The following is a 25,306-nucleotide window of genomic DNA, read 5'->3' as shown; positions in this document are numbered from 1 at the left end:
GTGGGGATGCCAGGGTTGCGTTCCGGCTCGTTGGCCGGATCTGCGTCCGTCTTTGCTGCTTTTACTTCGCGAGCACCAGGGTGTTCACGTCGTCCTGCACGTAGTAGAAACCGTCGCCTTCAGGCGTCATTGCGAGACCGAACAGATCGCCGTTGCCCGGGGGCGATTGCGCCTTGTCGGTGTCGATCCAGCGCGCGTAGATCTGCTTGCCGCTGGCCGGGTCGATTTCGACGATCTGGCCGTTCAGCGCGTTTGTGACGAGCAGGTGGCCGTTCGGTGCGGTGACCATTGCGAGCGGGCGGTGCAGCAGACCATCGGCGGTCAGTTGGCGGCCCACGCCCGCGCTGGTGTCGCGCGTCATCGGTTCTTCGATTTCGGTGATGCGGTTGCCGATTGCATCGGAGACGTACAGCAGTTTCTGATCGTTCGAGAGCGCGAGTCCGGTCGGACCGACGAGGAACACGCCCTTATCGGCCTGCGCGCCGAAACCGCTGCCTACCACGGTTTCCTTTTTCACGACGGGTGGCTTGCCGGCCGGCACGTCGAGGTCCAGACGCAGCACGGTGGCCTGCTTGAACACCGGCGGATTGCCGTTCGCACCGCCCACGCCGAAGCCGGCGTTGCTGACGAACAGCGTCGCACTCGTGCCGTTATCGACGACTGCCATATTGCCCCATGGATCGTTGATATTCGGGCTGCTGATGGTCGAAGCAACCTTGCCGTTCGGATCGATCACGATCAGGCAGCCGGCGCCCTTGGTGCCGGTGGTGCCGTCATTGCTCGGCGTGCTGCCGACGATTACATAGCCCGATTTGAGCATCGTCATCGCGGTCGAGAGGCCGATGCCACCCGGGCATTCCTTCAGATCGCGCGGCACCGTGGCGAACACCGTCATTTCCTTGGTGTCCGGGTGGTAGTTGATGATCGTGCTGCCAGTGCCCTGCAGATTGGTCGAGTTATTGAAGTTGCCGACCAGGACGTCGCCTTGCTTGACGGTGCCTGCCGTGACCGGAGCGACCACCACCGCGTACGGATTCTGGTCGCCGTTCCCCGGCACGGTGTTGATCAGCGTGGTGTGATGCTTGACGGTTTCGAGGAAACCTTGGGGCTCGGCGTGCGCGACACCAGCTGTCGCGAATGCGGCAGTGCTGACTGCGGCGGCGATCAGGGCGCGCGCGGCGCGCGGCGAAAACTTGCGCGTGGGATTGTTCATGAGTGAGCCTCGGTGCCTGCGCACAAAGCGGTAGTTGCGGTCATGATCGAAAGCATGGGATTCGATGGGTCTTGAGCGTGTGTGGTGATGGCGAACGGCATCAGAACGTAATGTTGGTCCGCACGCCGATGACAAACGTGTTGCGCAGCGGCTGCGTCGGATCGCTCGGGTTCTGGCCGGCGCCGGCATTGAACGTGTATTGCGCGTCGGCCTGCAGTTGCCACCACGGGTTGACCTGATACTGGTAGGTCGCTTCGAGCGTGGTTTCACTGGTGCGCACGCCGTAGGGGCCGCCGCTGAATGCCAGGTTATCCTGATCAAGACCATTCGCGTGGTTGCCGATCTTGATGTAGGTGAGCGCGATGCCCGCGCTGTCGTTGTCGCGGCCGGCGAACGGCGCCTTCAGCACGATGCCGAGGTTGGCCGCGACACTCACCAGGTTGCGGTCGCCGGGCGCGCCCATCACGCGCGCGAACACGTTGAGGCTGCGCGCTTCGTCCGGATCCGGGCGCCAGATCATCTGGTCAGCGACCGCGTAGAAGCTATAGTCGCCGTGATGATTCTGCGCGACGCCGGTCGACGCCGGGTTCGCGAGCGAGAGGCCGGTGTTATCGAAACGCTGATCGGCGAAGCTGCCGTTGTTGTACCAGAGCCCGAGCTTGTAGGTGCCGGGCAACCCGCCGCCGCCCGCGCTGACCATTTCGCCATCGGCCGGCTGGTTGATCGCGTACTGCAACTCGCCGATGAACAGCGTGCCGTTGTGCAGATTGAAGTTGGTGCCGCTCTTGTTGTTCGGGTTGTTGCCGAGCGGATCGCCGTCGAATACGCCGGCGAGCGCCGTCAACGAAGGCGTGATCTGTCCGCGCACGCGCACACCGAGGTCGGCCAGCGGATAAGCGGGACCGCCGGACGGCATGTCGTAGGACGGCAGGGCAGGCCAGCCGAACATCGTGTTCACGAACAGCGCCGAATTCGTGCTGGTGATGAATTCCTGGTCGATACTTTGCTGACCGACCTTGACGTCGATGCGCTTGTTCAGGAACGACTGCTGGTACCACAGCTCCCACAGGCGCGTGGTGTCCTGGGCCTCGATACCGCTCGCCGTATTCAGCGTGCCGAGCTTGTTGGCGCTAAGGTTGGCCCCGTGGATCTGCAAGGCGCTGACGTTGAACAGGCCGCCTGGCAAACCGAACGCCTTTTGCGTATCCATCTGAACGGTCGCCGTGGTCAGGCCATCGTAGTCCGCACCGCGCGCGAGACCGCCGCGTACATTGGCGAGCACTTCGCTGGTTTCCGTGAGCGCGAACGTCACACCATATTTGCCCAGCCAGGGACGCAGACCGCCGATGTCGCCGAGCATCGTCGGGCGATTCCAGAAGCCGGTCCATTGATTCGTCTGTGTCGCCTTGATGTTCAGGTCGGCTTCGGGCGCTTCCGGCGCGGCATCGGGATTGGCTTCTGCCATGGCTGCGCCGGCGGTCAACGAGGCCCACGCGAAGGCCGTGCAGAGCGCGACGCGGCGCAAGGAAGGCAAACGCGAACGGCGGGTGGCGCTGCCGCGCATGGCGGAGTCGTGAAGCGAACGCGCCTGAACGGCGGGTTCGACGGAGTGAGCGAACTTCATCGAAATCCTTATTTGTGTTGTATCGACTGATCTGACTATCGCGGCGCTACGTCACCATGGGCCTGCGATGTGCCGCATCGGTTCGCGACGCCTGATGCGGCAGATGGCGAGATCGTACGCATGCGGAATAGGTGCGTCAACACAAATGAGAACGATTCGCATCAATATTACGAGGATGTAATTTTGAGCTTTACGTACTGCTGCTAAAGGTTCTTTGGGTGTAAATAAAACAGAATGAAAACGTAATGATTCAGTATGGTTTCGGTCGTATGGAACCAGTGCCGGAGCCCGTGTCCTGGGCCGACATCAAAAGACGCTATGATCATCTTTCGAAGCCGCGCCTTAGCGCGAAAGCCTTGAGTGCCTAAGTGCCGGGCGCGCAAAACCATACCGGGACGACACCGATGTCACACACAGTGAATCTGGAAAACTATTTCACCCGCATAGGCTACAAAGGACCACGCGCGGCGACGTTGGAAGTGCTCCAGGAACTCCACACGCTGCACCCCAGGGCGATCCCCTTCGAGAACCTGAATCCGCTCACACGCCGCGCGGTGAAACTGGATCTCGAATCAGTCGAACAAAAGCTGATCACGCAAAAACGTGGCGGCTATTGCTTCGAGCAGAACGCGCTCTTCGCGAACGTCCTGACGCAGTTAGGCTTCAATATCACGCCCCTGTTAGGCCGAGTTCTGTGGGGCCGTGAATCCGGTGCAATCCCGCCTCGCACGCACATGGTGTTGCGCGTCGACATCAAAGACGAAGCATGGATCGCCGACGTCGGTTTCGGCAGCGTGACGTTGACGGCGCCGCTGCGCCTGATCGCCGGCACCGCACAGCCGACGCAACTGGGCACGTTCCGCCTTGCCGATGCATCGCACGACGCGCTCTACCTCGAAGTCCAATCCCGCGACGACACGTGGGCCCGCGTCTACCGTTTCGACCTGCACCCGGTCGAGTGGATCGATTACGAAACTTCGAACTGGTACACCTCGACCGCACCGGATTCCGTCTTCCTGAATCATCTGATCGTTTGCCGGGTCCTGGCGGAGTCGCGGCTGACCTTGCTCGATGACCAACTGAACGAACGCGCCGCGGACGGTCAGGTCATCAGCGAACGGCAGCTTAAAAGCGCGGACGAACTCGCAACCTGCCTGCGTGATCAGTTCGGTCTGAACACGGGCGACATCGACATGGCAGATGTATTCGGACGGGTGCGCTCACCCGCGACGGCCTCCGCCTGAGGCAGGCGCGTATAACGAACTTCAAAAACCACCAGCGGGCACGAACCAGCCATGATCACGCGCCTTGTCCTGCAAACCACAGCCTGGCTGGTATGCATGGGCGCGCTGCTGTTCGGCGCCGCGGGTACGCTCGCGTGGCCCGCCGGCTGGTGGTATCTGATCGAGACCGGCGGGCTGAGTTTGTGGGTCGGTTTCTGGCTGCTGCGCCACGATCCCGGTTTGCTTGCCGAGCGTCTCGCGCCGATCGTTCAGGCGCAACAAAGCCGCTGGGACCGCTACTTTATGGTGGCTGTGGCGGTGATGTGGAGCGCCTGGCTCGTCCTGATGGCGCTCGACGCAATGCGCTATCGCTGGTCGGCGCCGCTGCCAATCTGGCTCGTGAGCCTCGGCTCGCTGTGCATTCTTGTCTGCATCTTCATGTGCCTGATCGTCTTCCGGGCCAATAGCTATGCCGCGCCCGTGGTGAAGATTCAGGCCAGCCGCGGTCATAAAGTTATCGACACCGGCCCCTACGCCTTTGTCCGTCATCCGATGTACTCGGCCGCGCTGCTGTTGTTCATCGGCACGCCCTTGCTGCTCGGCTCGTGGTGGGGGCTTGCCTGCGTGCCGTTACTGGTGATCGGCATTGGCTGGCGGGCCGTGCGCGAGGAGCGCGTGCTGGCGGCGCAACTCGAGGGCTACACCCACTACACCACGCGCGTGCGTTACCGCTTCGTGCCGTTCATCTGGTAGGGCGCGCCATGCGCCAATTCGGAGCGCGTTCGCTCCTTTCACACCAACCTGTCTAGACAAAGCGCACCACGCTGGCGCACCCGGCGCTGGTCGCCGCATCGTCTTTGCCCTTTCAAAACTCCCTTAAAAGCCTTATCGCACGGCCTCTTATAGGGGCTTACCCGATGATTTCGACGATTTCGAAGAAATCCTCTTGCGATCGCTTTTTGACTCATGCAAGCTTGTCTATACAAATTAGACGGCAGTAAAAATCCAGCTCGACGGTTTCCTCAATCAAAGGAGTTTCGACGTGAAAGTGAAGCGCACGACGTTAGCAAAAGCATTGATGGGCGCCGTGCTCGGCGCCGCGACAATTTTCGCGGCCCCGGTGCAGGCCAAAGACTGGAAGACGGTGACGATCGCGCTGGAAGGCGGCTACGCACCCTGGAACCTGACCTTGCCGGGCGGCAAGCTGGGCGGCTTCGAACCTGAGCTGGTCGCCAATCTGTGCGAGCGCATCAAGCTCCAGTGCAATCTCGTGGCGCAAGACTGGGACGGCATGATCCCAGGTTTGCAAGCCGGCAAGTTCGACGTCCTGATGGACGCGATCTCGATCACGCCGGAACGCGAAAAAATCATCGCGTTCTCGAAGCCGTACGCCGCCACGCCGGCCACGTTCGCCGTGACTGACGCGAAGGTGCTGCCCAAGGCCGCGCCGACCGCTGCCGTCGTCAAGCTGTCGGGCGATCCGAAAACCGATCAACCCACCGTCGACGCCTTGCGCAAGCAGCTGAAGGGCAAGACCATCGGCATTCAGTCGGGCACGGTCTACACTAAATTCATCAACGATGGCTTCAAGGACGTCGCCACAATCCGCGTCTACAAGACCTCGCCTGAGCGCGACCTCGATCTGGCCAACGGTCGCATCGACGCCTCGTTCGACGACGTGACTTACTACGCCGCCAACATCGACAAGAAAGAGACCGCGTCGATCGTGATGGCCGGCCCGAAGATCGGCGGCCCGATCTGGGGTCCGGGTGAAGGCCTCGCGTTCCGCAAGCAGGACGCCGACCTGAAAGCGAAGTTCGATACCGCGATCAGCGCCGCGCTTGCCGATGGCACGGTCAAGAAACTCTCCGCCAAGTGGTTCAAGACCGACGTCACGCCTTGATTCGCCTGAGCGTTCAGAAGTAACGGCAGGCGCGGCGTGAAAGCCGCGCCCGTCGGCTGGTTCGATCCGCCGTAATGGATGAGGGGTAGGGAATGGCTCTGATAGAGATGCTCGGCTTCGGGCCGGAAGGCTGGGGCGGCGTGTTGCTGCTTGCGGCATTGATGACGGTCGCGCTCACGCTGGCGGCGCTCGCGGTCGGCGCCGTGTTCGGCGCACTGATTGCGGCGGCCAAGCTGTCGCGGTTTCGCACGCTGCGCGTGCTCGGCGATGCGTACACCACCGTGTTCCGTGGCGTACCTGAGCTGCTCGTTATCTATCTGTTCTATTTCGGCGGTTCGACGCTCGTGACCACGATTGGTCAATGGTTCGGCGCGGACGGCTTCGTCGGCGTGCCGCCGTTCGTGATCGGCGCGCTCGCAGTCGGCATGATTTCCGGCGCGTATCAGGCCGAGGTTTATCGCTCGGCGGTGCTCGCGGTATCGCGCGGCGAACTCGAAGCCGCGCGTTCGATCGGCATGCCCACCATGACGATGGCGCGCCGCATTCTGATTCCGCAAGTGCTGCGTTTCGCCTTGCCGGGCATCGGCAACGTCTGGCAATTGAGCCTGAAAGATTCGGCGCTGATTTCCGTCACGGGCCTGGCCGAACTGCTGCGCGCCAGCCAGGTGGCGGCGGGTTCGACACATCAGTACTTCACGTTCTTCGTGGTGGGCGGCGCGCTGTATCTGCTGATGACCAGCATCTCGAACCGGGTCTTCAACCACGCCGAAGCGCGCGTTGGCCGATCCTTCAAGCGCAACTTCGCGCGCAACTGACGGGGACCGGACATCATGCATTTCGACTTCGATTTTCTTCTCGACACGCTGCGGCAACTGATCGCGGCTGTGCCGACCACGCTCGGGCTGTTCTTCTGCTCGTTGATTCTCGGCGGCTTGCTCTCGCTCGTAATCGTCACGATGCGCGTGTCGCCGCACTGGCTGCCGAACCGCTTCGCGCGTGCTTATATCCTCGTGTTCCGCGGCTCGCCGCTGTTGATCCAGATGTTCCTCGTCTACTACGGCATGGGCCAGTTCGGCGTGATTCGCGAGAGCTTCCTGTGGCCGGTGTTGCGCGAGCCGTACATGTGCGCGGTTTTATCGTTGGCGCTGTGCACCGCCGGATATACCGCGGAGATTATCCGTGGTGGTTTGATGGCCGTGCCGGTCGGTCAGATCGAAGCGGGCTATTCGATCGGCTTGTCGGGTTTCGCGCTGCTGCGCCGCGTGATCGGGCCGATTGCGCTGCGCCAGTGTTTGCCTGCGTACTCGACCGAGGCCGTGCTGCTTGTCAAATCCACCGCGCTCGCTAGTCTCGTCACCGTGTGGGAAGTGACTGGCGTCGCGCAGCAGATCATTCAGCAAACGTATCGCACCACGGAAGTATTCATCTGTGCCGCGCTGATCTATCTGTTCCTGAATTTCGTCATCGTGCGTTTGCTCGGCTTCCTCGAAACGCGCCTGTCGCGCCATCTGCGTGCGGCGCCCGCGCAAAGCACGCCGAACCGGCCGGTTTCGTCCACGACCGAAGCACGCCGCGCCGCGCCCTGAACGAACGCATATCTTGCAGAATCTGGAGAATCCCATGAACGCTACGGCACCAGTTGCACTGTCGGTCAAGAACATCCATAAGTCGTTCGGCGACCATCACGTGCTCAAAGGCATTTCGCTCGACGCCCATCAAGGCGACGTGATTTCGATTCTCGGCGCGAGCGGCTCCGGCAAGAGCACGTTCCTGCGCTGCCTGAATCTGCTCGAAACGCCGGATGACGGCTCGGTGGCGCTCGGCGGCGAAGAGCTGAAAATGAAGCGCCGCGGCGACGGCAAGCTGCAACCGAGCGACCGCCGCCAGGTGGACCGGGTGCGCTCGCAACTCGGCATGGTGTTTCAGAACTTCAACCTGTGGTCGCATATGACCGTGCTGGAAAATCTGATCGAAGGTCCGATGCGCGTGCAAAAGCGCAGCCGCGCCGAATCGGTTGAAGAAGCGGAAGCGCTGCTGGCGAAGGTCGGTCTCGCGGAAAAACGCGGTCACTATCCGGCACATCTGTCCGGCGGTCAGCAGCAGCGCGTAGCGATCGCGCGCGCTTTGGCGATGCATCCCAAGGTGATGTTGTTCGACGAACCGACCTCGGCGCTCGACCCCGAACTGGTCGGCGAAGTGCTGCGCGTGATGCGCTCGCTCGCCGAAGAAGGCCGCACGATGCTGGTCGTCACGCACGAGATGGGTTTCGCGCGCCATGTGTCGAATCGCGTGATGTTCCTGCATCAAGGTCAGGTGGAAGCCGACGGAACGCCGGATGAAGTGTTCGTCGAATGCAAGTCGGACCGCTTCCGTCAATTCGTGTCGAGCCACCAGGATCGCACCACGAACTAATCGATCAGCTTTGACTGGTTACCACTTCGTTACTTCACCGCACAGAGCACTATCATGGCCGTGATCCGTTCCGATCGTCCTCTCGACTGGGTTCAGGTGGCGGCGATCGCCGCCGGCGAACCGCTCGAGCTTTCCGCCGATGCCCGCTCGCGTATCCGTGCGGCACGCGTGCTTGTTGAACAGATCGTCGAGCGCGGGATTCGCGCGTATGGCGTGAATACCGGCGTCGGCGCGTTGTGCGACGTGATCGTGTCGCCGTCCGAACAGCGCACGCTGTCGCGCAACATTCTGATGAGTCATGCAGTAGGCGTTGGCGCGCCGCTCGGTGTTGCCGAGACGCGCGCGATCATGGCCGCGGCCGTCAATAATTTTGCACACGGGCATTCGGGGATTCGCCTCGAAGTCGCGGATCAACTGGTCGCGTTGCTCAATGCCGATTGCCTGCCGGAAGTGCCGGCGTTCGGTTCGGTGGGTTATCTGAGCCATATGGCGCATATCGCCCTCGTCTGTATCGGCGAGGGGCATGTGCGCTATCGCGGTGAGCGTCTCAAGGGGCGCGACGCGTTGCAACTGCTCGGCCTCGAACCGCTGGTGCTCGAAGCGAAGGAAGGTTTAAGCCTTATCAACGGCACGCCGTGTGTGACGGGGCTCGCCGCGTTGGCGCTGGCGCGCGCCGCGCGTCTGCTTGACTGGACTGACGTGGTTGGCGCGATGAGCTTCGAGAATCTGCGTGGTCAACTCGCGGCCTTCGACGAAGACTCGCTGGCGCTGCGCATTTCGCCGGGATTGAACCTGGTCGGCGAACGCATGCGTACCGCGCTCGCCGATAGCGGCATTCTTGCTGCGGTGGTTGGCCACCGCACGCAAGATCCACTGAGCATGCGGACCATTCCGCACGTTCATGGCGCCGCGCGCGACGTGCTCACGGGGACCGCCGACGTGGTCAACCGCGAACTCGCATCGATTACCGACAATCCGATCGTCGCCGGCACGCCGGAAAACCCGCGCGTCTATTCGCAGGCGCACGCGGTGGGGGCGTCGATCGCACTGGCGATGGACAGCCTCGCCACCGCAATCGCACAAGTCGCGGCGATGGCCGAGCGGCGCCTCGACCGTCTCGTCAATCCGCTCGTGAGCGGCTTGCCGGCGTTTCTCGCGGAGCCGGGCGGCACCTGTTCGGGCTTCATGATCGCGCAGTACACGGCGGCCTCGCTGGTCGCGCAGAACCGACGCCTCGCGATGCCCGCGAGTCTCGATGGTGGCATCACATCCGGTCTGCAGGAGGACCACCTGTGCCATGCCACGCCCGCTGCGCTGAAAGCCTTGGAGATCGTCGACAACGCCGGGCGCATCGTCGCCATCGAATTGCTGGCGGCGGCGCAAGCCTACGATCTGCAAAGCATCGACGCACCGCGCGCGCCGCACACCGATGCGCTCTGGCAACGCATACGCCGCGCTGTGCCGACCTATCGCGACGATCGGCCGCTCGCGGACGACATGAGCATCGCGTTTCGCATCATCGCCGATGAAACGCCGCCGCCGCTGCCAAACCCGGGTACTATTCGGCCCGGGCCGGAAGCTTCAGTCAACGGCGCAGCGCTTGCCGCATTGGCGAACGTGACGAGGGTGGGCGCTACAGGCAAACTCGGCGCCGACGCGGCGGCCAACGACGGCCGGCCCACTGCCCACGCAGGTTGACGACGCTCGTTGCTGCAATGGCGTGGCCGGCTCGAATGGATGAATCAGATAGATGGATTCGGATTGATGGAGACAGAGCCGGTGAGCGGGCTTACCCGCCGGTGAACCGGCCTAACGTGTACCACCCGCGTACCACCCACGAGGTCGACGTGAACACTATTACAAACGCGCAAACCGCAGACACGCAGGACCGCCCGGGTCGCACCGCTGAGACACCGGCCAAGGCGATGCCCGCCTATGAGCAGATCAAGCGCTATGTGATCAGGCGCATCAGCGAGGGCGACTGGAAGCCAGGCGGCCTGATTCCATCAGAAACGGAATTGGTTAAAGAGTTCGGGGTCGCGCGCATGACGGTATCGCGCGCGCTGCGTGAGCTCACCACCGAACGCGTGCTGACGCGCGTGCAAGGTTCCGGCACGTTCGTCGCGCCGCAGCGCTACGAATCCACGGTACTGGAAATCCGCAATATCGCCGACGAAATCGCCGCGCGTGGCCATCGCCATTCCGCGCGCGTGCTGACGCTCGAACCCAGCGACGATCCGCACGCGCTCGAAGCACTCGGCCTCGCCAGCGGCCCGGCGTTTCACTCGTGCATCGTGCACAACGAAGAGGGCGAGCCGATCCAGTACGAAGATCGCTACGTCAATCCGAAGGTGTTCGCCGAGTACCTGGAGCAGGACTTCACGGTCGAGACGCCGAATCACTACATGGTGCGGCTCGCGCCGATCCAGCGCGCGGAGTTTCGAATCTATGCGCAGAAGCCCGACGCGTATGTGCGGCGGCATCTGATGATGGATATCGGCGAGCCTTGCCTGCAGCTATGGCGCCGCACATGGGTCGGTGACGATGTGGCGACGTCGGTGCAACTGTGGCATCCGGCATCGCGCTTCCATCTGGCGGGCAACGTGTGAGTGGCAGGAGGCGAGCGAGGGCACGGCGGCGTGCGCGCCGCTAGCCCTGGCGCTGCGACAGATCCGGCGTAAATCGACAACCCAGCCGATACCGCGACCCCGGATGTACGAAACGCGCGAACGTGACCGCAACGCCGCTCGTCCATGTGCGGCGCATCAACGTCAGACACGGCTCATCGGCACGAATTTCCAGCCACTCGGCTTCGGCGCGCGTCGGCAGACCCGCGTCGACGACATGCTCGACGTCGTGCGCCGGCACGGTCTCGAACAGATACTCGGACGGCCTTGCCGTGGAGAAATCCTGCTTCAGGAAGTCCGGCGCCGTGACCGGATTGACGTAACGGTCTTCGAGCTGCACCGGCAGGCCGTTCTCGCGATGCACGCAAATCACATGAAACACGGATGCGCCGGGCGCAAGCCCTAAAGCGTTCGACACCGTCACCGGTGCCGTTTCGCGTTGCGAGAGGACGGTGTCGTAACTGTATTCGTGACCCCGCGAGCGGATCTCATCGCCGATATGGGCGATCATCAGCAACGTCGATTGCGGCTTCGTTTGCGCGACGAACGTACCGACGCCGGACACGCGGGTGACGAGGCCTTCATCGGCGAGTTCGCGCAGCGCGCGGTTCACTGTCATGCGCGACACGCCTAACGTCGCGACCAGGTCCAGCTCTGACGGCAGACGGTCGCCCGCTTGTCGCTCGCCCGATTCGATGATCTGGCGGATGTGATTCTTGACCTGTTCGTAGCGGGCAGCCGGTGCATCAGTTGCCACGCGCGCGGTTTTCATCGCCGCGGCGGGCGGGGTGTCGTGAGCTTTGCTGCGGACGGTGGAGGACATCGGCGGCCCTTGCGCTACAGTCCGCGTGAACTGCACGAGTCAGCCAAATCAGGAGGGCATCGGCGCGAGTTCATACCGGCTCCGCATCATCCGGACCGCGCGCCCAGAAGGCGTTGCGGTCAAAGTAGTTTTGCAGGAACTGCCGCAAGCGCGGCTGCCCGGCATCGTGAAAGACTTCGCGCGGTTTGCCTTGCACGGCGATGCGCCCCTGATCGATGAACATGACCTTATCGGCGACCTGCGCGGCAAAACCCATTTCGTGCGTGACGACAGCCATCGTCATGCCGTCGCGCGCGAGCTGCTTCATCACTTGCAATACTTCGCCGACCAGCTCCGGATCGAGCGCCGAGGTCGGCTCGTCGAACAGCATGATGTGCGGCTCCATTGCCAGCGCGCGGGCAATGGCAACGCGCTGCTGCTGGCCGCCCGAGAGTTTCGACGGGTAGGCGTCCCCCTTATGCGCGAGGCCAACGGTTTCCAGCATCGCATTGGCACGGCGGCGCGCTTCGTCGCGTGACAGACTGCGCACGCGCAGCAAGGCTTCCATCACATTGCCGAGCGCGGTCATGTGTGGCCACAGATTGAATTGCTGAAACACCATGCCGACATTGCGCCGCACGCGATTGATCTCGCTTTGCGACGCTCGCACGCGCTTCCCATTGCGCTCGCTATAGCCGAGCAGTTCGCCTTCGATGCGCACGTCGCCCTGATCGTAGGTTTCGAGCGCGGCGAGGCAGCGCAGCAGCGTGCTCTTGCCCGAGCCCGACGGGCCGATGATGCAGACCACTTCGGAGCGGGCGATCTCGAGATCGACGCCACGCAGTACTTCGACTTCGCCAAAGCGTTTCTTCAGGTCGCGCACTTCGATCAGCGGCGCGCCGGGCGGCGTATCGAAAGCAGCGGTGGAAGTGGAGGACGGCATGTCGGCGATAGCGTTCATAAGATGGTCCGGATTCCGTTCATGCCATGAAGCGCGCGATGCGGGTTTCGGCCCACATGCCCGCGCGCGAGGTCAGTTCGACCAGCGCGAGATAGCACACGCACAGCACCAGCAGCGTTTCGACAAAGGCGAAGGTGGCCGAACCGATGCCGGTCAGCACGAAGGTGAGCTCAGGGACGGTGACGATCGACAGCACCGCGGTTTCCTTGCTCAGCACGATAATCAGATTGGTCAACGCAGGCACGATCAGCACCAGCATTTGCGGTACCTGAATGCGCAGGACGGCTTGCCACCGGGTGAGTCCGAGACAGGACGCCGCTTCGAGATGACCCGGCGGCACCGATTGGAAACCGGAGCGGAAGGCTTCGGCGAAATACGCGCTGCCGTATAGGCCCAAGCCGAGCACGCCGGCTGTCATCGGTTCGAGCGTGAGGCCGAAGGACGGGCCGCCGTAGTACAGCAAAAACAGCTGCACCAGAAATGGCGTGCCGCGAAACAGTTCGATATAGAAGCGCAATACGCCGCGCACCCAGCGTCCGCAAAAGAGCTGCAGCACGGCGATGAGAAAGCCGATCAGAATGCCGATCGCGACGCCCGCGGCCCAGGTGCCGAGCGTGGTCGCAAGACCGGCGGCAATCGGCTGCAGGTTGTGCGTGATGACGGTGGGGTCGAGCTTTTGCATGGCCTATTTCAGTCTCGAGCTCAAGGTGGGTCAGGCGTGCTGCAAACGGTATTCGGCGGCATGCGCGACGAGCGCCAGCGTGCCGCAGATCACGAAATAAATCAGCCCGGCCGCGACGTAGGCTTCGAGCGGCCGATAGGTGCTGGCCGCGATATTCTGCGCAGTGCGGGTCAACTCGGCCACACCCACCACCGAAATCAGCGACGAAGCCTTGATCAGCAGCACCATTTCGTTGACGAGCGAAGGCAGCGTCAAGCGAAACGCCTGCGGTACCAGAATGCGCCGCAGCATATCGAACGGTGACAGTCCGAGCATGCGTGCGGCTTCGAGATGACCCGGCGGAATGCTGAGAAACCCACCGCGCAGAATCTCGGCGATATAGGAAGCGGAACACAGCGACACAGCGCTGATCGCCGCGACGATGGGCGATACATTGATCCCGGCAAACGGCAGCAGGTAATACACCAGCAGCAGTTGCACCAGCATCGGCACCCCGCGAAAAAAGAACACGTAGGCGCCGCCGAACATGCGCGCCCAGCGCTTCGGGGAGAGACGTGCCGCACACACGCCGATCGCGACGAAGAAACCGATAAGGAGTCCCGTCAGCGAAATGCCGATGGTAGCGAGCGCCGCATGCAGCAGCAGCGGCAGGCCCTGGAGGAAGACGGTCGTGCTGAACATAAGGGCCGCACTCGCTAGATCAGTGCATTAATAGTTCGGCGCCGGCATCGTTGTCGGCGCATCCATTGCGACCCCGAACCACTTTTTCTGCAAGGTCGCGAGGCGCCCGTCGTTGTGCATTTTCACGAGCGCGGCGTTGAAGGCATCGGCGAGCGGCTTGCTGTCCGCGTCTTTACGCAGGCAGTAAGCAAAGTACACCTTTGCGCCGAACGGCGGCTGCACTACGGCGAAGGTTTCAGGACGTTGTTTGGCGACGTACGCGATGTTGGTCATCGAGTTCGCGACCGCTGCGATGCGGCCGGCGGCGAGATCGGCGTAGGCTTGATTGTTGTCGACGTATTCGCGGATTTCAGGCGGCTTCGGCAAAGTGGCGACGTAAGCCTTCAACTGGTCGAGCTGGGCCGAGCCCTTGCCCGCGCCGACCGTCTTGCCGGCGATATCCGACGATTGCTTGACGGCGGAGTCGTTGGCGCGCTTGAGCAGCGCGTCGGTGGCGTCCGCGATCGGCAGCGTGTACGTGTAGCGTTCCATACGCGCCTTCGTAACCGTCAGCGGGCCGCCCACCATATCGAACTTGCCGGCTTCGAGACCCGGCAGCACGCTCGGCCACGGCAGGTCGATGAAGCGAACCTTCACGCCCATCTCCTTGCCGACCTCGGCGAACAGGTCCTTATTGAAGCCCGCTTGCTGGCCGTTCTCCAGGAAGTCGAACGGCGCGAACTGCATCTCGGTGCCCACCACCAGTTCGCCTGCTTTCTTCACTTTGGCGAGTTGGTCTTCCGCGTGAGCGGTGACGCTTGCCGCGCACAACGCCAGCATAACCAAACGACACTTCCAGCCTGCAAGGATGCTCATGGGATTCTCCGGTTGGCAAAGCGGTGTCGCGCGAAAGCGGTTTGTCAGTAGGGACCGGCGCGAGTCATGCGATGCAGTATATACCGCAGTTTTCGCGCGAAATAAATAAACTCGCGAGTAGAGAAAAGCCCTTACGTGAAGGCGTGCAAAGCAACTTGCGGGTCCGCTTTTGGCGGTATATACAACTGGAATGCACGAGGCGCGCGAACCTGTCGCGAACGATTCATCAGCCTCTTTCGTCAGTTGAATTGACTAGCCCACCAGGGAGCAATGCAATGCCCGTGACCCGCATTCCGATCATCGACCTTGCCGGCGTGCGTGCCGGCGACCCGCAGGCTTTGACGCGAGTAGCGCACGAAATCCGCGAAGCGTGCACGACGATCGGCTTCTTCTACATCATCAATCACGGCGTGCCGCAAGCGGCAATCGATGCGGCCGAACAGGCGGCCCGTACGTTCTTTGCGTTTCCGGTGGAGACGAAGCGGCGCGCGGCGGTCAATCAACGGCATCGCGGTTTCAACGCTCTCGGCGACGCCACCATGTATCAGGCCAAGCGCCCCGACTACAAGGAATTCTTCAGCATCGGCCTGGAGTTGCCTGAGGATGATCCCGATGTGAAGGCGGGACAGGCGCTGCGAGGGCCGAACAACTGGCCGGATTTCATGCCGGAGCTGCGGCCTGCGCTCTACGGTTATTACGAAGCGGTCGCCGCATGCGGCGCCGACCTGTTGCGTGCCGTCGCTGTGAGTCTCGGCGTCGACGAACATTTCTTCGCGCCGCGCTATACGAAGCGGATGCAGCGCACGCAGATGGTCTACTACCCGCCGCAGCCGCCCCAATCGGACGCGGATCAGTTCGGCGTCGCGCCACATACCGACTACGGCTGCATTACGCTGCTGTGGCAGGATCGGGTGGGGGGCTTGCAGGTGCGCGAGATCGCCAACGATACGTGGGTCGATGCGCCGCCGATCGAGGGCAGCTTTGTGGTGAACGTCGGCGATCTGCTGGCGCGTTGGACCAATGACCGCTTCCGCTCCACCTTGCATCGCGTGATCAATGCGTCGGGGCGCGAGCGCTATTCGATCGCGACATTCTACGATCCCACGTACGGTGCAACGGTCGATCCGCGCGAACTCGGTACGAGCGATGCCGAACTCAAGTACCAACCGGTCGCAGCGGGTGACTACATCCTCGGGCGAATCAACGATTCGATGGGTTATCGCAAGAAAGCGGCAGCTGAAGGCACGCAAGGAACCCCTGCATGACAGATAACAGTTTGGCAAACGGCGCAACCCATAGCGCAGCGCCGCTTTCCGCGACGCTCGACGCGCTGCGCGCCGCGCTCGGCGCCGACGCGGTGCGCATTGGCGAGCAGATCGGCGAACACGCGATGACCGATTGGACCCGCCACGACCCGACGCGTCCCGCCGCGCTGCTTTTGCCGCGCAGCACGGAAGAAGTCTCGCGTGCGCTGGCCATTTGTCACGCAGCGCATCAACCGGTGGTGCCGCAGGGCGGCATGACCGGTCTCGCGGGCGGCGCGATTGCGCGCGCGACGGATATCGCGTTGTCGCTGGAACGGCTCACCGGCGTCGAAGAAATTGACGCCGCGTCGGCCACGCTAACCGTGCGTGCCGGCACGACCTTGCAAACCGCGCAGGAAGCCGCCGCCGAAGCGGGCTTCGAACTCGCACTCGATCTGGGCGCGCGCGGCTCGTGCCAGATCGGCGGCAATCTGGCGACTAACGCGGGCGGCAATCGCGTGATCCAGTCGGGCACCGCGCGCGATCAGGTGCTCGGTCTCGAAGTCGTGCTCGCCGACGGCGACGTGCTGACTTCGCTCGGCAAGATGGTCAAGAACAACACCGGCTATGACCTCAAGCACTGGTTCATCGGTTCGGAAGGCACGCTCGGTGTGATCACACGCGCGGTGTTGCGGCTCCATCCGCCACGCGCGGCGCGCCACACTGCGCTCGTCGCACTCGACGATTACGACGCCGCCGTGAACCTGCTGCGCCGTCTGTCGACGCGCTTTGGCAACGACATCGGCGCGTTCGAGATCATGTGGCCGGATTTCTATGATTTCGGCGTGAAGCTGACGGGCACGCGCTCGCCATTCGCCGATTCGCACCCGCTCTATGCACTGATCGAACACGCGAGTTTCGACGCAAGTGACGGCGGCGAACGCTTCTCCGCCGTGCTGACCGAAGCGCTCGATTCAGAAGCGATCCGCGACGCCGTGATCGCGCAATCGGTGGCCGACGCGCGGGCGCTATGGGCGATTCGCGAATGCACTGCGGAGTTTCCGGTGCGGCTCGATCCGATTAACTTCGACGTGAGCTTGCCCATCGGCGAGATCGGCGCCTTCGTCGACCGTTGCCGCGCAGCGCTTGATCAGCGCTGGCCAGGCAACGTGTCGTATTTCTTCGGCCATATCGGCGATTCGAATCTGCATCTCACCGTCGACGGCCATTCGATTCCCGGCGTCGAGCATCACGCGGTGTATGCGTTCGTCTATGAGATGCTGGGGCCGTTGCGCGGTTCGGTATCGGCGGAACACGGGATCGGCTTGCTCAAGCGCGAGTTCTTGCCGATCTCGCGTTCGCCTGCTGAATTGGCTGCGATGGCCGCCATCAAACATGCGCTGGACCCGCACGGCATTCTGAATCCGGGCAAGTTGTTCTGAACAGGGTGTGCCGCGCGCCAGCAGCTCGCGCGCGTAACGCGCGGCTATGCCCTTGCAGTTTCGTCAATGCGCCGCGACGGAATCCATTCCGGTCGACGTGACTGCGGGTTGCGCAGCGGGCGAGGCGAGATAGTCGAGCAGCGCCTTCGCCTCTTTCGGATGCTCGGCGCCCACCGGGATGCCCGCGGCATACCGCGTCACGGATTGCACCGACTCAGGAATCTTTCCGACGAAGGTGACGCCCGGCACCGGCAGCACTTCGCTGACCTGCTGGAATCCTACTTCGTAATCGCCATTGGCGACCACCGAGGCGACCGGGATCTTCTGAATTCTCTTCGCCTTGGCTTTCACCTGATCCTCGATGCCGAGCTTCCTGAAGAGCTCGCGCTCGATATAGACACCGCTCGCGCTGTCCGAGTAGGCAATCGATCTGGCGTGAAGCAAGGTCTCTTTCAGCGCATCGACGGAGCCGATATCCGGTTTCGGCGCACCGCTACGCACGACCATACCGATGCGGGAATCGGCGAGTTCGACGCGCGATCCGGGAATCACCTTGCCTTGCTTGATCAGCTCGTCGAGCGCGTAGCCGACCATGATGACCACGTCCGCGTGCTCGCCGCGGTCGAGCCGGTTCGGAATGGCTTCGGGTGATTTGCCCATCGAAGGCCCGAGTATGGTGTCGAGCGTATTGCCCGTCGACGCCGTGAACTTGGGGCCGAGCAGTTTATATGCGGCGGTGAATCCGCCCGAACTCATCACGCGGAGTTCGGCGGCCTCCACGTGTGCCGTTGCAACGGTGCCGGCCAGCAGCCCGGCGGTCAACAAGGTCTGAAAGAAGGGTTTCATCCGGATAAGCGTGGCAGTCTGATAGGGATAAAGGCGTGATCGGCTCACGAGCCCAGGCAAGCCGACCACAAAACGTGGCGACTCGCCGCCCTTATACATACCACACCTGAACCAGCGCCAGCACAGCGAGCGGCGCGCAACACTTGCACGCGCTTACGGGATACGCTGGTTCGACCCAATCGCAACGCTGCGCGCAACCTCCGTCAATGCGCATTCAGATACCGCGCAATCACCGGATAGACATCCACCGCCGCATTCTTGCCGAGGATGCAGTCGATGTGCCCATAGTTGGGAATCAGATGCCGCTCGTACGGCTGCTCGGGCCATTGTTGGACCAGCATGTCATAGGTCAGCAAGGTGCTCTTCGGCAGATAGGTTTCGTTTTTCTCGCCGTGAATGAAGCCGATCGGCAGGCGCAAGCCGTCCAGGCCCTTCATGCCGTCCGCGCCGCTCAGGTAGACGTCTTTGCCGTCGGCATCGACGACCTTGCCCGCCCGCACCATCGCAGCGAGATGCTTGAAGACGGCGATGTCGTGCACGCCGAGCAGTTCCTGCAGATTCGCATGAAGCGTCTCATTCAGCTGCTCGTGTTCGTAGAGCAGGCCGTAAAGGAAGGTTGCCCGGTGGCAGATTGGGCTGCCGCAGCCCTGTTTATGACTGAGCGGGTAGAGCCGCAACGCTTCGTCGAGCAGGTTCTGGGGCCACGACCTGTGCTCCGTAAAAGCGGTCAGATCGAGCACGCCGAGATGCTGCATGATGTCAGGGACGTGCAACCCGCACTTGATCTTTTCCAGCGTGCCGGGCACCGGATGCGCGGAGACCTGTGAGATGACCGCCGAGCGCACGCCCTTGAGGCCGTGCAGCAGCGACATGGTCAAGGCCAACCCACCCATGCAGTGGCCCAGTACCTGAATGTCCGGCACCTTGGTCAACTCCCGCACTTTGGCGACCGCCGCCGGAATGTCCTCACGAGCGACTTTGTCGACATTGGTCGGCACCATCACGCTCGGCATTTCGATGCTGACGCGCAGATCGACGAGCCACACGTCGTAGCCGGCCGCACAGAGATACTCTACCAGGTTGGTGCCGATCAGATCGGTGGAGTAGATCCGGCTCGACACACCCGAGCCGTGGATCAGCAGCACGGGGCGCAGCGGTTTGTCGGACGGCCCGGCGTAGCGCGTGAGTCGAAGCCTGGTCCCGTCGGCTGTGTCGAAGAAGACGACTTGCGGCGCGGGCGCGCGCAGTGCTCGCTTGAGGCGCGGCTCGGCCTTCGGATCGTAAAACTGCAAGGGCGCGGCCACGCCGCCGTGTTCGGTGAACAGCACGCCGGCAAAAAACTTGCCGAACTTCAGCGTCCATTCAAGGCGCGATGTCAGGTCAGGGGTGTTGGTGACCTCGAGCGTGCGTTGCTGCTTGAGGAAATTCTCGGGCGTAATGATCAGCGTTGCCTTGCCGATCGCTGGCGCATCCGCTTGCGCCGAGTCGCGGAGTTCGGCGTAGAGCGTGTTGGTCTGCTCCCATAGGTTGATCGGCGACGTACGCGTGATGATTTTCTGTCCCGTCAGGTAGTACTTCTTGCCATCCGTGGAGTTGAGCGTCATGCGGTAATTCATGTTGCGCTCGTCCACATCCGATTCGTTGACCACGAACAGATTGAAGGTGCCGTCCGTGATCGTCATCGGTTGTGCCGAGAGCGCGGGGCAGGTCAGCGTGCCCGTAGTGTGGGCCAGATGTTGCGGATTGCTCAGCATATCGGCCAGATCGTCCGATTCCACCGTCAGCGTGAATTGAATCGGACTGGTGGCGGCTTCGCCCGCCACGGCCGGCGTATACGTACCGATCATCGTTTCGGTGAAACGCAGGCCGATCTTCTGGGGCGTGGGCGTAGCGGCCGTGCCCTTGGCCTCGTAATCGATGTTCCAGCCGCGCGCGTTGGCGAGCAGCGCGCAATTGCGTTCCGCCAGCGCGGAAATCGTCAGCAGCGGATTGACGCCGAGCGACATCGGCATGACCGCGCCGTCCATCACGTATAGCCCTTCGTGCACCGCATTTCCGCTCGTGCCGCTAAAGACTCGCCCCTGATGATCGACGACGCCACGCGCCGCGTCCTCGCCCATCCCGCAGCCGCCGAGCGGATGCACGGTGACAATCTGGTTGCCGAGCAATCTGGTCGAAATCGGGTTGCGCATGTATTTGCCGCCGAGCGGCACCTGCGCTTTCTCGAGCGTTTCTTCGACGGTCTGGAAGATCGGCTGCTTGCCGGCGTTCGGCCAGGCGATGCGCGCCCTGCCTTTGTCGTTCACGCTGATCTGGCCGCTTTCGTCGTCATGCGCCATCACCAGGTAGGTTTGCGTGTGATTGAGCGCGCCGTGATAGGGGCCGCGCAGGAAGCTCTCGATCACGCGCGCGTCGTAGCCGAACGGTTCGTCGTCGGCGCGCGGCGCGGGAATGTCGACGCCTTCGAACGGCGCGGCGCCGCCGAGCAGGGCGACCAGCGCGGCGCCGACCGGCCCGGCGAGCGAGCCTTCTTCGATGACGAAGCCGTCAGTCACGTTAGCGGTGTCGCGGTGGTCGATGATGCCGGTAATCGTCGGCCCGACCGGTGGGATGTCGCCCTTCTTGTGGGCGCCCCAGCCGACGCCGTTGATCACCTCCTCGGTGTTGTACGCGAAGGCGAGCACGTCGCCGTTGCCGGTGAGGTGCTGGCCGAGCATGTCCGACACGCTCAAGCCCTCCTTGCGCGAGCGCAGCAGCAGGGCGGTCGAACCGATCGTGCCGGCCGACATGATGACGACATCGGCGCTCACGAACAGATCGGGTGCGTCATAACTCTCGCGGCCCAGCTTCACTTCCTGAAAGCGCACGATCCACTTTTGCGTGGCGGCGTCGCGCAACACCGAATGCACTGCGGCGCCCGTGAAAATATGGGCGCCGTGTGCGACCGCATCGGGCAGGTAGTTCATGTGCGTCGAATTTTTCGCGTCGTAGTTGCAACCCGAGTTGCAATCGCCGCATCCGACACAGGCCTTCTGCTCGACGCCCGCAGCGTTGATGCGGTCCTCGAAAGTGACGGTGACCGGCGGCGGATAAAAGCGATCTTCCATGCCGAGCGCCTGCGCGGATTTTTTCAGCGCCAGCAGTTTCGGCAACTGCAAAAAATCGCCGGACACCGCCGACGGCTGCAGCATGGCGCGAGCCAGTTCGTAGCCCTTGTCGCGTCCCGCCTTGTCGGCGCGGAGCGCAGCGGGCCAGCGGTCGTCGTCCCATAAGCGCGGTTCGGCTTCGAGCGCAACATTCGCGTTGATCAGCGAGGTGCCGCCCAGTCCGCAGCCCACCACCGCATTCACGTCTTCATTCACGTGCACTTCGAGCAGCGCGAGCGGTGAGCCAATTTGCGCGAGGGCGGTGTTGTATTGCACCTCGGCGGCGCCTTCGATCGGCGTGCGTGGATAGTCGCCGGCCATAAATTCGCGCCCGCGTTCCAGCACGCACACGTTTTTGCCGGCACGCGCCATGCGGCTCGCGGCAATCGCACCGCCATATCCCGATCCCACCACCACCACGTCGTAATGCGACTGCATTGCTGTCAGGGCGCTTGATAAGCGGTTCATTCAGACCACCTCGTCAGGAAGGGGATGCCGGGTAGGGGAACCCGGACTTCGGAAGGAAGACGGCGTGCGGCTGCGGCTTTTTTATCGTAGGCGGTGCGCGATGACAAAAAAAGGCGCATCGTACGTGGCGCGCGACACTTGCGTGGGGCGTGCCCGATTTCCGGGGAGGGGAAAAAGCCGCCGTCGGCCGACGCCGGTCTGTCAATGCGCTTTTAGGCGGCTACTTCATTCATTTCGCTGTCGCTCGATTCGGCGGCGAGCAGGTTCAAGGCGATCAGAATCGCCGCGCGGTTGTCGAGATCGATCTCGATGCCGAGCACGTCGATCAGCCAGCGGCCGATCTTCGTATTGGAAAATTCGTCGGCCCCGGCCGTCTTTTTCATGGTGACGCCAAGTTTGACGGCGCGATAGTGATACGAGGGGACACGATGCTGAGCAGCGACTGCCGAGAGGCCGCCTTTTCCTTCCGAGCACCAGCCAAGGCTGCCGGCCAGCACGATGCGCTCCGGCTCGTCGAGGCTGTCGATAAAAGTCCGGGCCGCGAGCCGCACGCGTTGTTCGTCGAGGCCGTATTGCAGCAACACGCTTTCGACCGGGTCTTCCAGCGCTTGCGCGTGCAGATCGATTTCCTGCGCCATGCCTTCGTTTTCCATCGACACGTTGCGTTGATGGCCGGCGCTGCGCAGACAGTCGATCAGGTAACGGCGAAAATACGCGCACAGTGCGTAGCCGTTGGACGGTGCGCTGTCGGCGCAGGCATTCGTTTCCGTGTGGCCGGGCGCGAGGCGCAGAACTTTCGCGTAGATGAACTGCGCGACCAGTTCTTCCTTGTCTTCACCGAGCGCCTGCAGTTCAAGCGGGTGATAGGTGCGTAGCGCCCGCTTGACCAGATCGACCATCGACACCATCTCGTCGGCGGACAACTGGGTACGCCGACGCCACAGGTCGGGCAGGATCGCATCGTCGAGATTGCGGACGAACGCGTGGCTCGGAACTGCGCCCATGAAAACCTCCATAAAGGGTTAGGCAATGAGCGCGGGGAGCCTCGACTGCAGGCAATGAAAGGGGTGTTGGAACTTTTGAGCCGCGCTGGAATGTGAAGCCAGTATGGTTTCCGGCGGGCGCTTCGCCTATATGGATTAAGTGGTAGCTGATGGGTAAACTGCCGGGTAAACCATCCGCGCGTCTGCCTGTTCGCCGTCTGATGACCGTGCGCTGCACCAAAAGGCTGCAGCGCGCGATGGAGCACCGCAACACCTGATGCAGCAACTCCCGCGCAGCACGTCAGGCCCGCCGTGCCTGCGTCGCTGAGCTTGCGTCCTACGCCATCGAATCCGGTCGACAAAGGAGACCGCATGATGCGGGCTGATCCAATCCAGCGTGCAATCGACGAAGACCTTGTGCGCGTGCTGTACGCGCAAGATCCCATCGCCTTCTTTTCGCACTGGTTCTCGATTGCGGTGCTGGTGGCGATCTACTGGCCGCACGTGCCGTCGCCGCCGCTGTTCATCGCGTGTTTCGGGTTTTATGCGGCCGCCAATTGCGGTGGCCTGGCGCTGTGGATCTGCAATCGCCGCTACCCGCATCTCGCGACGCCACGCGGCTGGATCAACCTGCATGCGCTGCGCGGCGTGCTGCTGTACAGCGCGCCGGGGCTTGCGGTGTGGTTCGCGTTCCAGAGTCCTCAAGCCGATTTGCCGCTGCTGCACACAGTGATGATCGTCACGCTGGCGGCCGGCGTGTTCATGTCGAACGGCTTCGATCTGCTGAACTTTTCGACCGCGATTCCGTTTCTGCTGTTTCCGGCGATCGTGCTGCATTTCGGCACGCATACATTCGATCGCACCATTCTCGCCATCGTCCTCGCGTTCTTCTTCTGCGCGATCAACGTCTATGCGGTGAGTTATCGCAAGCTGTTCCAGCAGGTCGTGCAGGCGCGCGTCGATCAGCAGTATCTGGCGGAGTCGCTGGCGGCGCAAAAGCGTGTCGCCGAAGAGGCCAGTCTTGCCAAAACGCGATTTTTTGCAGCCGCGAGCCACGATTTGCGCCAGCCGCTGCATGCGATCGGCTTGCTGGCGGCTTCGCTCAACGACTCGGCGGCGACGCTCGTGCAGCATGCCAGGACGGCTCAGCACATCGTTTACAACGTCGAGGCGTTGAATCAGCTGTTCAACCAGGTGCTCGATCTCGCCCGGCTCGAAAGCGGCGTGACCCAGGTGATCCGCTTGCACTTCCGGCTGTCGGAACTGTTCGAGCGGGTCGGCAGCCAGTACCGTCCGCAGGCGGCGGCCAAGGGGCTGGCGCTGCGGATCGCGCCGTCTTCGGTGGTCCTGCATGACGATCCGGTGCTGCTCGAACGTGTGCTGAGCAACTTGCTCTCGAACGCAGTGCGCTACACCGAGGAAGGCGCGATCTGGGTCGGCTATCGTCGAGCAGGGCGTCATTCGGGCGGCTATATCGAGGTGCGCGATTCCGGCATCGGCATTCCGGCCGAGGAACACGAGCGCATCTTCGAAGAGTTTTACCAGGTTGCCAATCCGCAGCGCGACGCCCGTCAAGGGCACGGTCTGGGCTTGCCGACGGTGAAGCGCCTCGTCGAAATGCTCGGTGGCGAGTTGCAACTGCGCTCGGCGCCGGGCCGTGGCTCGGTTTTCCGCTTTCCGGTGCAGGCGGGCGACGCTGGCGGCATTGTCGCGAGCCTGAACGAGGCGGTGGCGGGTGGGCCGTCGGCGCAGGGGCGGCGCGTGCTGTGCATCGACGACGAACCGTCGATTCTCGAAGGCCTCACCAGTCTGCTGGGACGCTGGGGTTGCATCGTGCGCGGCGCACGCGACGAGGTCGACGCGCTCGTCGCGCTGGAAGACGGTTTCGTACCGGATGCCGTGTTGTGCGACTACCAGCTGGCTAATCACCGAACCGGCGCGCAAGCGCTCTCGGCCGTGCGCAATATGCTCGGGCGCGCGGGTCACGACGGTGTGGTGACTTTGCTGATCACGGGCGATATGGCCTCGGCCGAACTGGCGGCGCTGGCCCTGCAGGGTATTCCGGTGCTGCACAAACCGGTCACGCCGGCGCGGTTGCGGCGCACTCTGGAAATGCTGTGGCAGCAGGCGGAACTGGATAAAGGGCGGGCGGCGTGAAGGGTGACATGAAGGGCGGCGGCATAAGCGCCGCCCG

The 25,306-nt window shown here is 62.8% G+C and carries 21 protein-coding genes; 11 read left to right on the top strand and 10 right to left on the bottom strand.

Features of this window, described 5'->3' with window-relative positions:
• Positions 1 to 61: 61 nt before the first annotated feature.
• Both M0D68_RS33235 and M0D68_RS33230 read right to left on the bottom strand, forming a co-directional pair.
• A complete protein-coding gene (locus M0D68_RS33235; RefSeq protein ID WP_200575109.1) occupies positions 62 to 1,213 on the bottom strand; it encodes a hypothetical protein in 1,152 nt (383 codons plus the stop codon).
• Between the two features lie 100 nt (positions 1,214 to 1,313).
• Entirely contained in the window at positions 1,314 to 2,837 is a 1,524-nt protein-coding gene (locus M0D68_RS33230; protein WP_266226530.1) for a carbohydrate porin, read from the bottom strand.
• Between the two features lie 404 nt (positions 2,838 to 3,241).
• Between M0D68_RS33230 and M0D68_RS33225 the strand changes: the two genes are divergently transcribed.
• From M0D68_RS33225 to hutC (M0D68_RS33190), 8 genes are all read left to right on the top strand, one after another.
• Positions 3,242 to 4,081: an arylamine N-acetyltransferase gene (locus M0D68_RS33225; RefSeq protein WP_266226528.1), complete on the top strand. Its 840-nt coding sequence runs from the start codon at positions 3,242 to 3,244 to the stop codon at positions 4,079 to 4,081.
• 51 nt (positions 4,082 to 4,132) lie between these two features.
• The gene (locus tag M0D68_RS33220) at positions 4,133 to 4,813 is read left to right on the top strand and encodes an isoprenylcysteine carboxylmethyltransferase family protein (protein ID WP_266226526.1); all 681 of its coding nucleotides are present in this window, start codon (positions 4,133 to 4,135) and stop codon (positions 4,811 to 4,813) included.
• 289 nt (positions 4,814 to 5,102) lie between these two features.
• Positions 5,103 to 5,963 carry a transporter substrate-binding domain-containing protein gene (locus M0D68_RS33215; RefSeq protein ID WP_200620806.1) on the top strand — a complete coding sequence of 287 codons (861 nt, stop codon included), beginning with the start codon at positions 5,103 to 5,105 and terminating at the stop codon, positions 5,961 to 5,963.
• A 92-nt stretch (positions 5,964 to 6,055) separates the two neighbouring features.
• Positions 6,056 to 6,778 (top strand): ABC transporter permease, encoded by a 723-nt coding sequence (locus M0D68_RS33210; protein WP_054040266.1) that lies wholly within the window; start codon positions 6,056 to 6,058, stop codon positions 6,776 to 6,778.
• A gap of 15 nt (positions 6,779 to 6,793) precedes the next feature.
• Positions 6,794 to 7,549 carry an ABC transporter permease gene (locus M0D68_RS33205; RefSeq protein WP_093646381.1) on the top strand — a complete coding sequence of 252 codons (756 nt, stop codon included), beginning with the start codon at positions 6,794 to 6,796 and terminating at the stop codon, positions 7,547 to 7,549.
• Positions 7,550 to 7,583: 34 nt separating this feature from the next.
• Positions 7,584 to 8,375: an ABC transporter ATP-binding protein gene (locus M0D68_RS33200; RefSeq protein ID WP_028197383.1), complete on the top strand. Its 792-nt coding sequence runs from the start codon at positions 7,584 to 7,586 to the stop codon at positions 8,373 to 8,375.
• A gap of 54 nt (positions 8,376 to 8,429) precedes the next feature.
• Positions 8,430 to 10,073 carry a histidine ammonia-lyase gene (hutH, locus tag M0D68_RS33195; protein WP_211707563.1) on the top strand — a complete coding sequence of 548 codons (1,644 nt, stop codon included), beginning with the start codon at positions 8,430 to 8,432 and terminating at the stop codon, positions 10,071 to 10,073.
• Between the two features lie 227 nt (positions 10,074 to 10,300).
• Positions 10,301 to 10,984 carry a histidine utilization repressor gene (gene hutC, locus M0D68_RS33190; RefSeq protein ID WP_266226566.1) on the top strand — a complete coding sequence of 228 codons (684 nt, stop codon included), beginning with the start codon at positions 10,301 to 10,303 and terminating at the stop codon, positions 10,982 to 10,984.
• A 40-nt stretch (positions 10,985 to 11,024) separates the two neighbouring features.
• Here hutC (M0D68_RS33190) and hutC (M0D68_RS33185) read toward each other — a convergent pair whose 3' ends face one another.
• The 5 genes from hutC (M0D68_RS33185) to M0D68_RS33165 all read right to left on the bottom strand — a co-directional run bounded on the left by hutC (M0D68_RS33185) (position 11,025) and on the right by M0D68_RS33165 (position 14,983).
• Complete coding sequence (gene hutC, locus M0D68_RS33185) at positions 11,025 to 11,825, bottom strand: histidine utilization repressor (protein ID WP_093646386.1); 801 nt, start codon at positions 11,823 to 11,825, stop codon at positions 11,025 to 11,027.
• Between the two features lie 70 nt (positions 11,826 to 11,895).
• Positions 11,896 to 12,765 carry an amino acid ABC transporter ATP-binding protein gene (locus M0D68_RS33180; protein WP_280530043.1) on the bottom strand — a complete coding sequence of 290 codons (870 nt, stop codon included), beginning with the start codon at positions 12,763 to 12,765 and terminating at the stop codon, positions 11,896 to 11,898.
• 19 nt (positions 12,766 to 12,784) lie between these two features.
• Complete coding sequence (locus M0D68_RS33175) at positions 12,785 to 13,447, bottom strand: amino acid ABC transporter permease (RefSeq protein WP_054040254.1); 663 nt, start codon at positions 13,445 to 13,447, stop codon at positions 12,785 to 12,787.
• A 30-nt stretch (positions 13,448 to 13,477) separates the two neighbouring features.
• A complete protein-coding gene (locus tag M0D68_RS33170; RefSeq protein WP_054040252.1) occupies positions 13,478 to 14,128 on the bottom strand; it encodes an amino acid ABC transporter permease in 651 nt (216 codons plus the stop codon).
• A 27-nt stretch (positions 14,129 to 14,155) separates the two neighbouring features.
• Positions 14,156 to 14,983, bottom strand: a complete 828-nt coding sequence (locus M0D68_RS33165) for a transporter substrate-binding domain-containing protein (protein WP_093646392.1) — start codon at positions 14,981 to 14,983, stop codon at positions 14,156 to 14,158.
• A gap of 275 nt (positions 14,984 to 15,258) precedes the next feature.
• Between M0D68_RS33165 and M0D68_RS33160 the strand changes: the two genes are divergently transcribed.
• Positions 15,259 to 16,248: an isopenicillin N synthase family oxygenase gene (locus M0D68_RS33160; protein WP_266226523.1), complete on the top strand. Its 990-nt coding sequence runs from the start codon at positions 15,259 to 15,261 to the stop codon at positions 16,246 to 16,248.
• Positions 16,245 to 17,669, top strand: a complete 1,425-nt coding sequence (locus M0D68_RS33155) for an FAD-binding oxidoreductase (RefSeq protein WP_266226521.1) — start codon at positions 16,245 to 16,247, stop codon at positions 17,667 to 17,669. Before M0D68_RS33160 ends, M0D68_RS33155 begins: the two co-directional genes overlap by 4 nt.
• Before the next feature lie 63 nt (positions 17,670 to 17,732).
• Here M0D68_RS33155 and M0D68_RS33150 read toward each other — a convergent pair whose 3' ends face one another.
• From M0D68_RS33150 to M0D68_RS33140, 3 genes are all read right to left on the bottom strand, one after another.
• Positions 17,733 to 18,515 carry a substrate-binding domain-containing protein gene (locus M0D68_RS33150; protein WP_266226519.1) on the bottom strand — a complete coding sequence of 261 codons (783 nt, stop codon included), beginning with the start codon at positions 18,513 to 18,515 and terminating at the stop codon, positions 17,733 to 17,735.
• 203 nt (positions 18,516 to 18,718) lie between these two features.
• On the bottom strand, positions 18,719 to 22,129 hold the full coding sequence (locus M0D68_RS33145) for an alpha/beta fold hydrolase (protein ID WP_266226517.1): 3,411 nt from the start codon (positions 22,127 to 22,129) through the stop codon (positions 18,719 to 18,721).
• A 212-nt stretch (positions 22,130 to 22,341) separates the two neighbouring features.
• Positions 22,342 to 23,133 carry a hypothetical protein gene (locus tag M0D68_RS33140; RefSeq protein ID WP_175054841.1) on the bottom strand — a complete coding sequence of 264 codons (792 nt, stop codon included), beginning with the start codon at positions 23,131 to 23,133 and terminating at the stop codon, positions 22,342 to 22,344.
• A 354-nt stretch (positions 23,134 to 23,487) separates the two neighbouring features.
• Between M0D68_RS33140 and M0D68_RS33135 the strand changes: the two genes are divergently transcribed.
• Positions 23,488 to 25,269, top strand: a complete 1,782-nt coding sequence (locus M0D68_RS33135; protein ID WP_266226565.1) for a hybrid sensor histidine kinase/response regulator — start codon at positions 23,488 to 23,490, stop codon at positions 25,267 to 25,269.
• The last annotated feature ends 37 nt before the right edge of the window (positions 25,270 to 25,306 follow it).

Source organism: Paraburkholderia sp. SEWSISQ10-3 4, assembly GCF_030464785.1.
Taxonomy (GTDB): Bacteria; Pseudomonadota; Gammaproteobacteria; order Burkholderiales; family Burkholderiaceae; genus Paraburkholderia; species Paraburkholderia aspalathi.
Note: the sequence above shows the minus strand (reverse complement) of the source record. Positions and strands in the feature narration are given on the sequence as shown.

Excerpts from the sequence above, each read along its gene's own strand:
- M0D68_RS33235 (WP_200575109.1), bottom strand. The coding sequence starts at position 1,213 with ATGAACAATCCCACGCGCAAGTTTTCGCCGCGCGCCGCGCGCGCCCTG.
- M0D68_RS33230 (WP_266226530.1), bottom strand. The coding sequence starts at position 2,837 with ATGAAGTTCGCTCACTCCGTCGAACCCGCCGTTCAGGCGCGTTCGCTT.
- M0D68_RS33225 (WP_266226528.1), top strand. The coding sequence starts at position 3,242 with ATGTCACACACAGTGAATCTGGAAAACTATTTCACCCGCATAGGCTAC.
- M0D68_RS33220 (WP_266226526.1), top strand. The coding sequence starts at position 4,133 with ATGATCACGCGCCTTGTCCTGCAAACCACAGCCTGGCTGGTATGCATG.
- M0D68_RS33210 (WP_054040266.1), top strand. The coding sequence starts at position 6,056 with ATGGCTCTGATAGAGATGCTCGGCTTCGGGCCGGAAGGCTGGGGCGGC.
- M0D68_RS33205 (WP_093646381.1), top strand. The coding sequence starts at position 6,794 with ATGCATTTCGACTTCGATTTTCTTCTCGACACGCTGCGGCAACTGATC.
- M0D68_RS33200 (WP_028197383.1), top strand. The coding sequence starts at position 7,584 with ATGAACGCTACGGCACCAGTTGCACTGTCGGTCAAGAACATCCATAAG.
- hutH (WP_211707563.1), top strand. The coding sequence starts at position 8,430 with ATGGCCGTGATCCGTTCCGATCGTCCTCTCGACTGGGTTCAGGTGGCG.
- hutC (WP_266226566.1), top strand. The coding sequence starts at position 10,301 with ATGCCCGCCTATGAGCAGATCAAGCGCTATGTGATCAGGCGCATCAGC.
- hutC (WP_093646386.1), bottom strand. The coding sequence starts at position 11,825 with ATGTCCTCCACCGTCCGCAGCAAAGCTCACGACACCCCGCCCGCCGCG.
- M0D68_RS33180 (WP_280530043.1), bottom strand. The coding sequence starts at position 12,765 with ATGAACGCTATCGCCGACATGCCGTCCTCCACTTCCACCGCTGCTTTC.
- M0D68_RS33175 (WP_054040254.1), bottom strand. The coding sequence starts at position 13,447 with ATGCAAAAGCTCGACCCCACCGTCATCACGCACAACCTGCAGCCGATT.
- M0D68_RS33170 (WP_054040252.1), bottom strand. The coding sequence starts at position 14,128 with ATGTTCAGCACGACCGTCTTCCTCCAGGGCCTGCCGCTGCTGCTGCAT.
- M0D68_RS33165 (WP_093646392.1), bottom strand. The coding sequence starts at position 14,983 with ATGAGCATCCTTGCAGGCTGGAAGTGTCGTTTGGTTATGCTGGCGTTG.
- M0D68_RS33160 (WP_266226523.1), top strand. The coding sequence starts at position 15,259 with ATGCCCGTGACCCGCATTCCGATCATCGACCTTGCCGGCGTGCGTGCC.
- M0D68_RS33155 (WP_266226521.1), top strand. The coding sequence starts at position 16,245 with ATGACAGATAACAGTTTGGCAAACGGCGCAACCCATAGCGCAGCGCCG.
- M0D68_RS33150 (WP_266226519.1), bottom strand. The coding sequence starts at position 18,515 with ATGAAACCCTTCTTTCAGACCTTGTTGACCGCCGGGCTGCTGGCCGGC.
- M0D68_RS33145 (WP_266226517.1), bottom strand. The coding sequence starts at position 22,129 with ATGAACCGCTTATCAAGCGCCCTGACAGCAATGCAGTCGCATTACGAC.
- M0D68_RS33140 (WP_175054841.1), bottom strand. The coding sequence starts at position 23,133 with ATGGGCGCAGTTCCGAGCCACGCGTTCGTCCGCAATCTCGACGATGCG.
- M0D68_RS33135 (WP_266226565.1), top strand. The coding sequence starts at position 23,488 with ATGCGGGCTGATCCAATCCAGCGTGCAATCGACGAAGACCTTGTGCGC.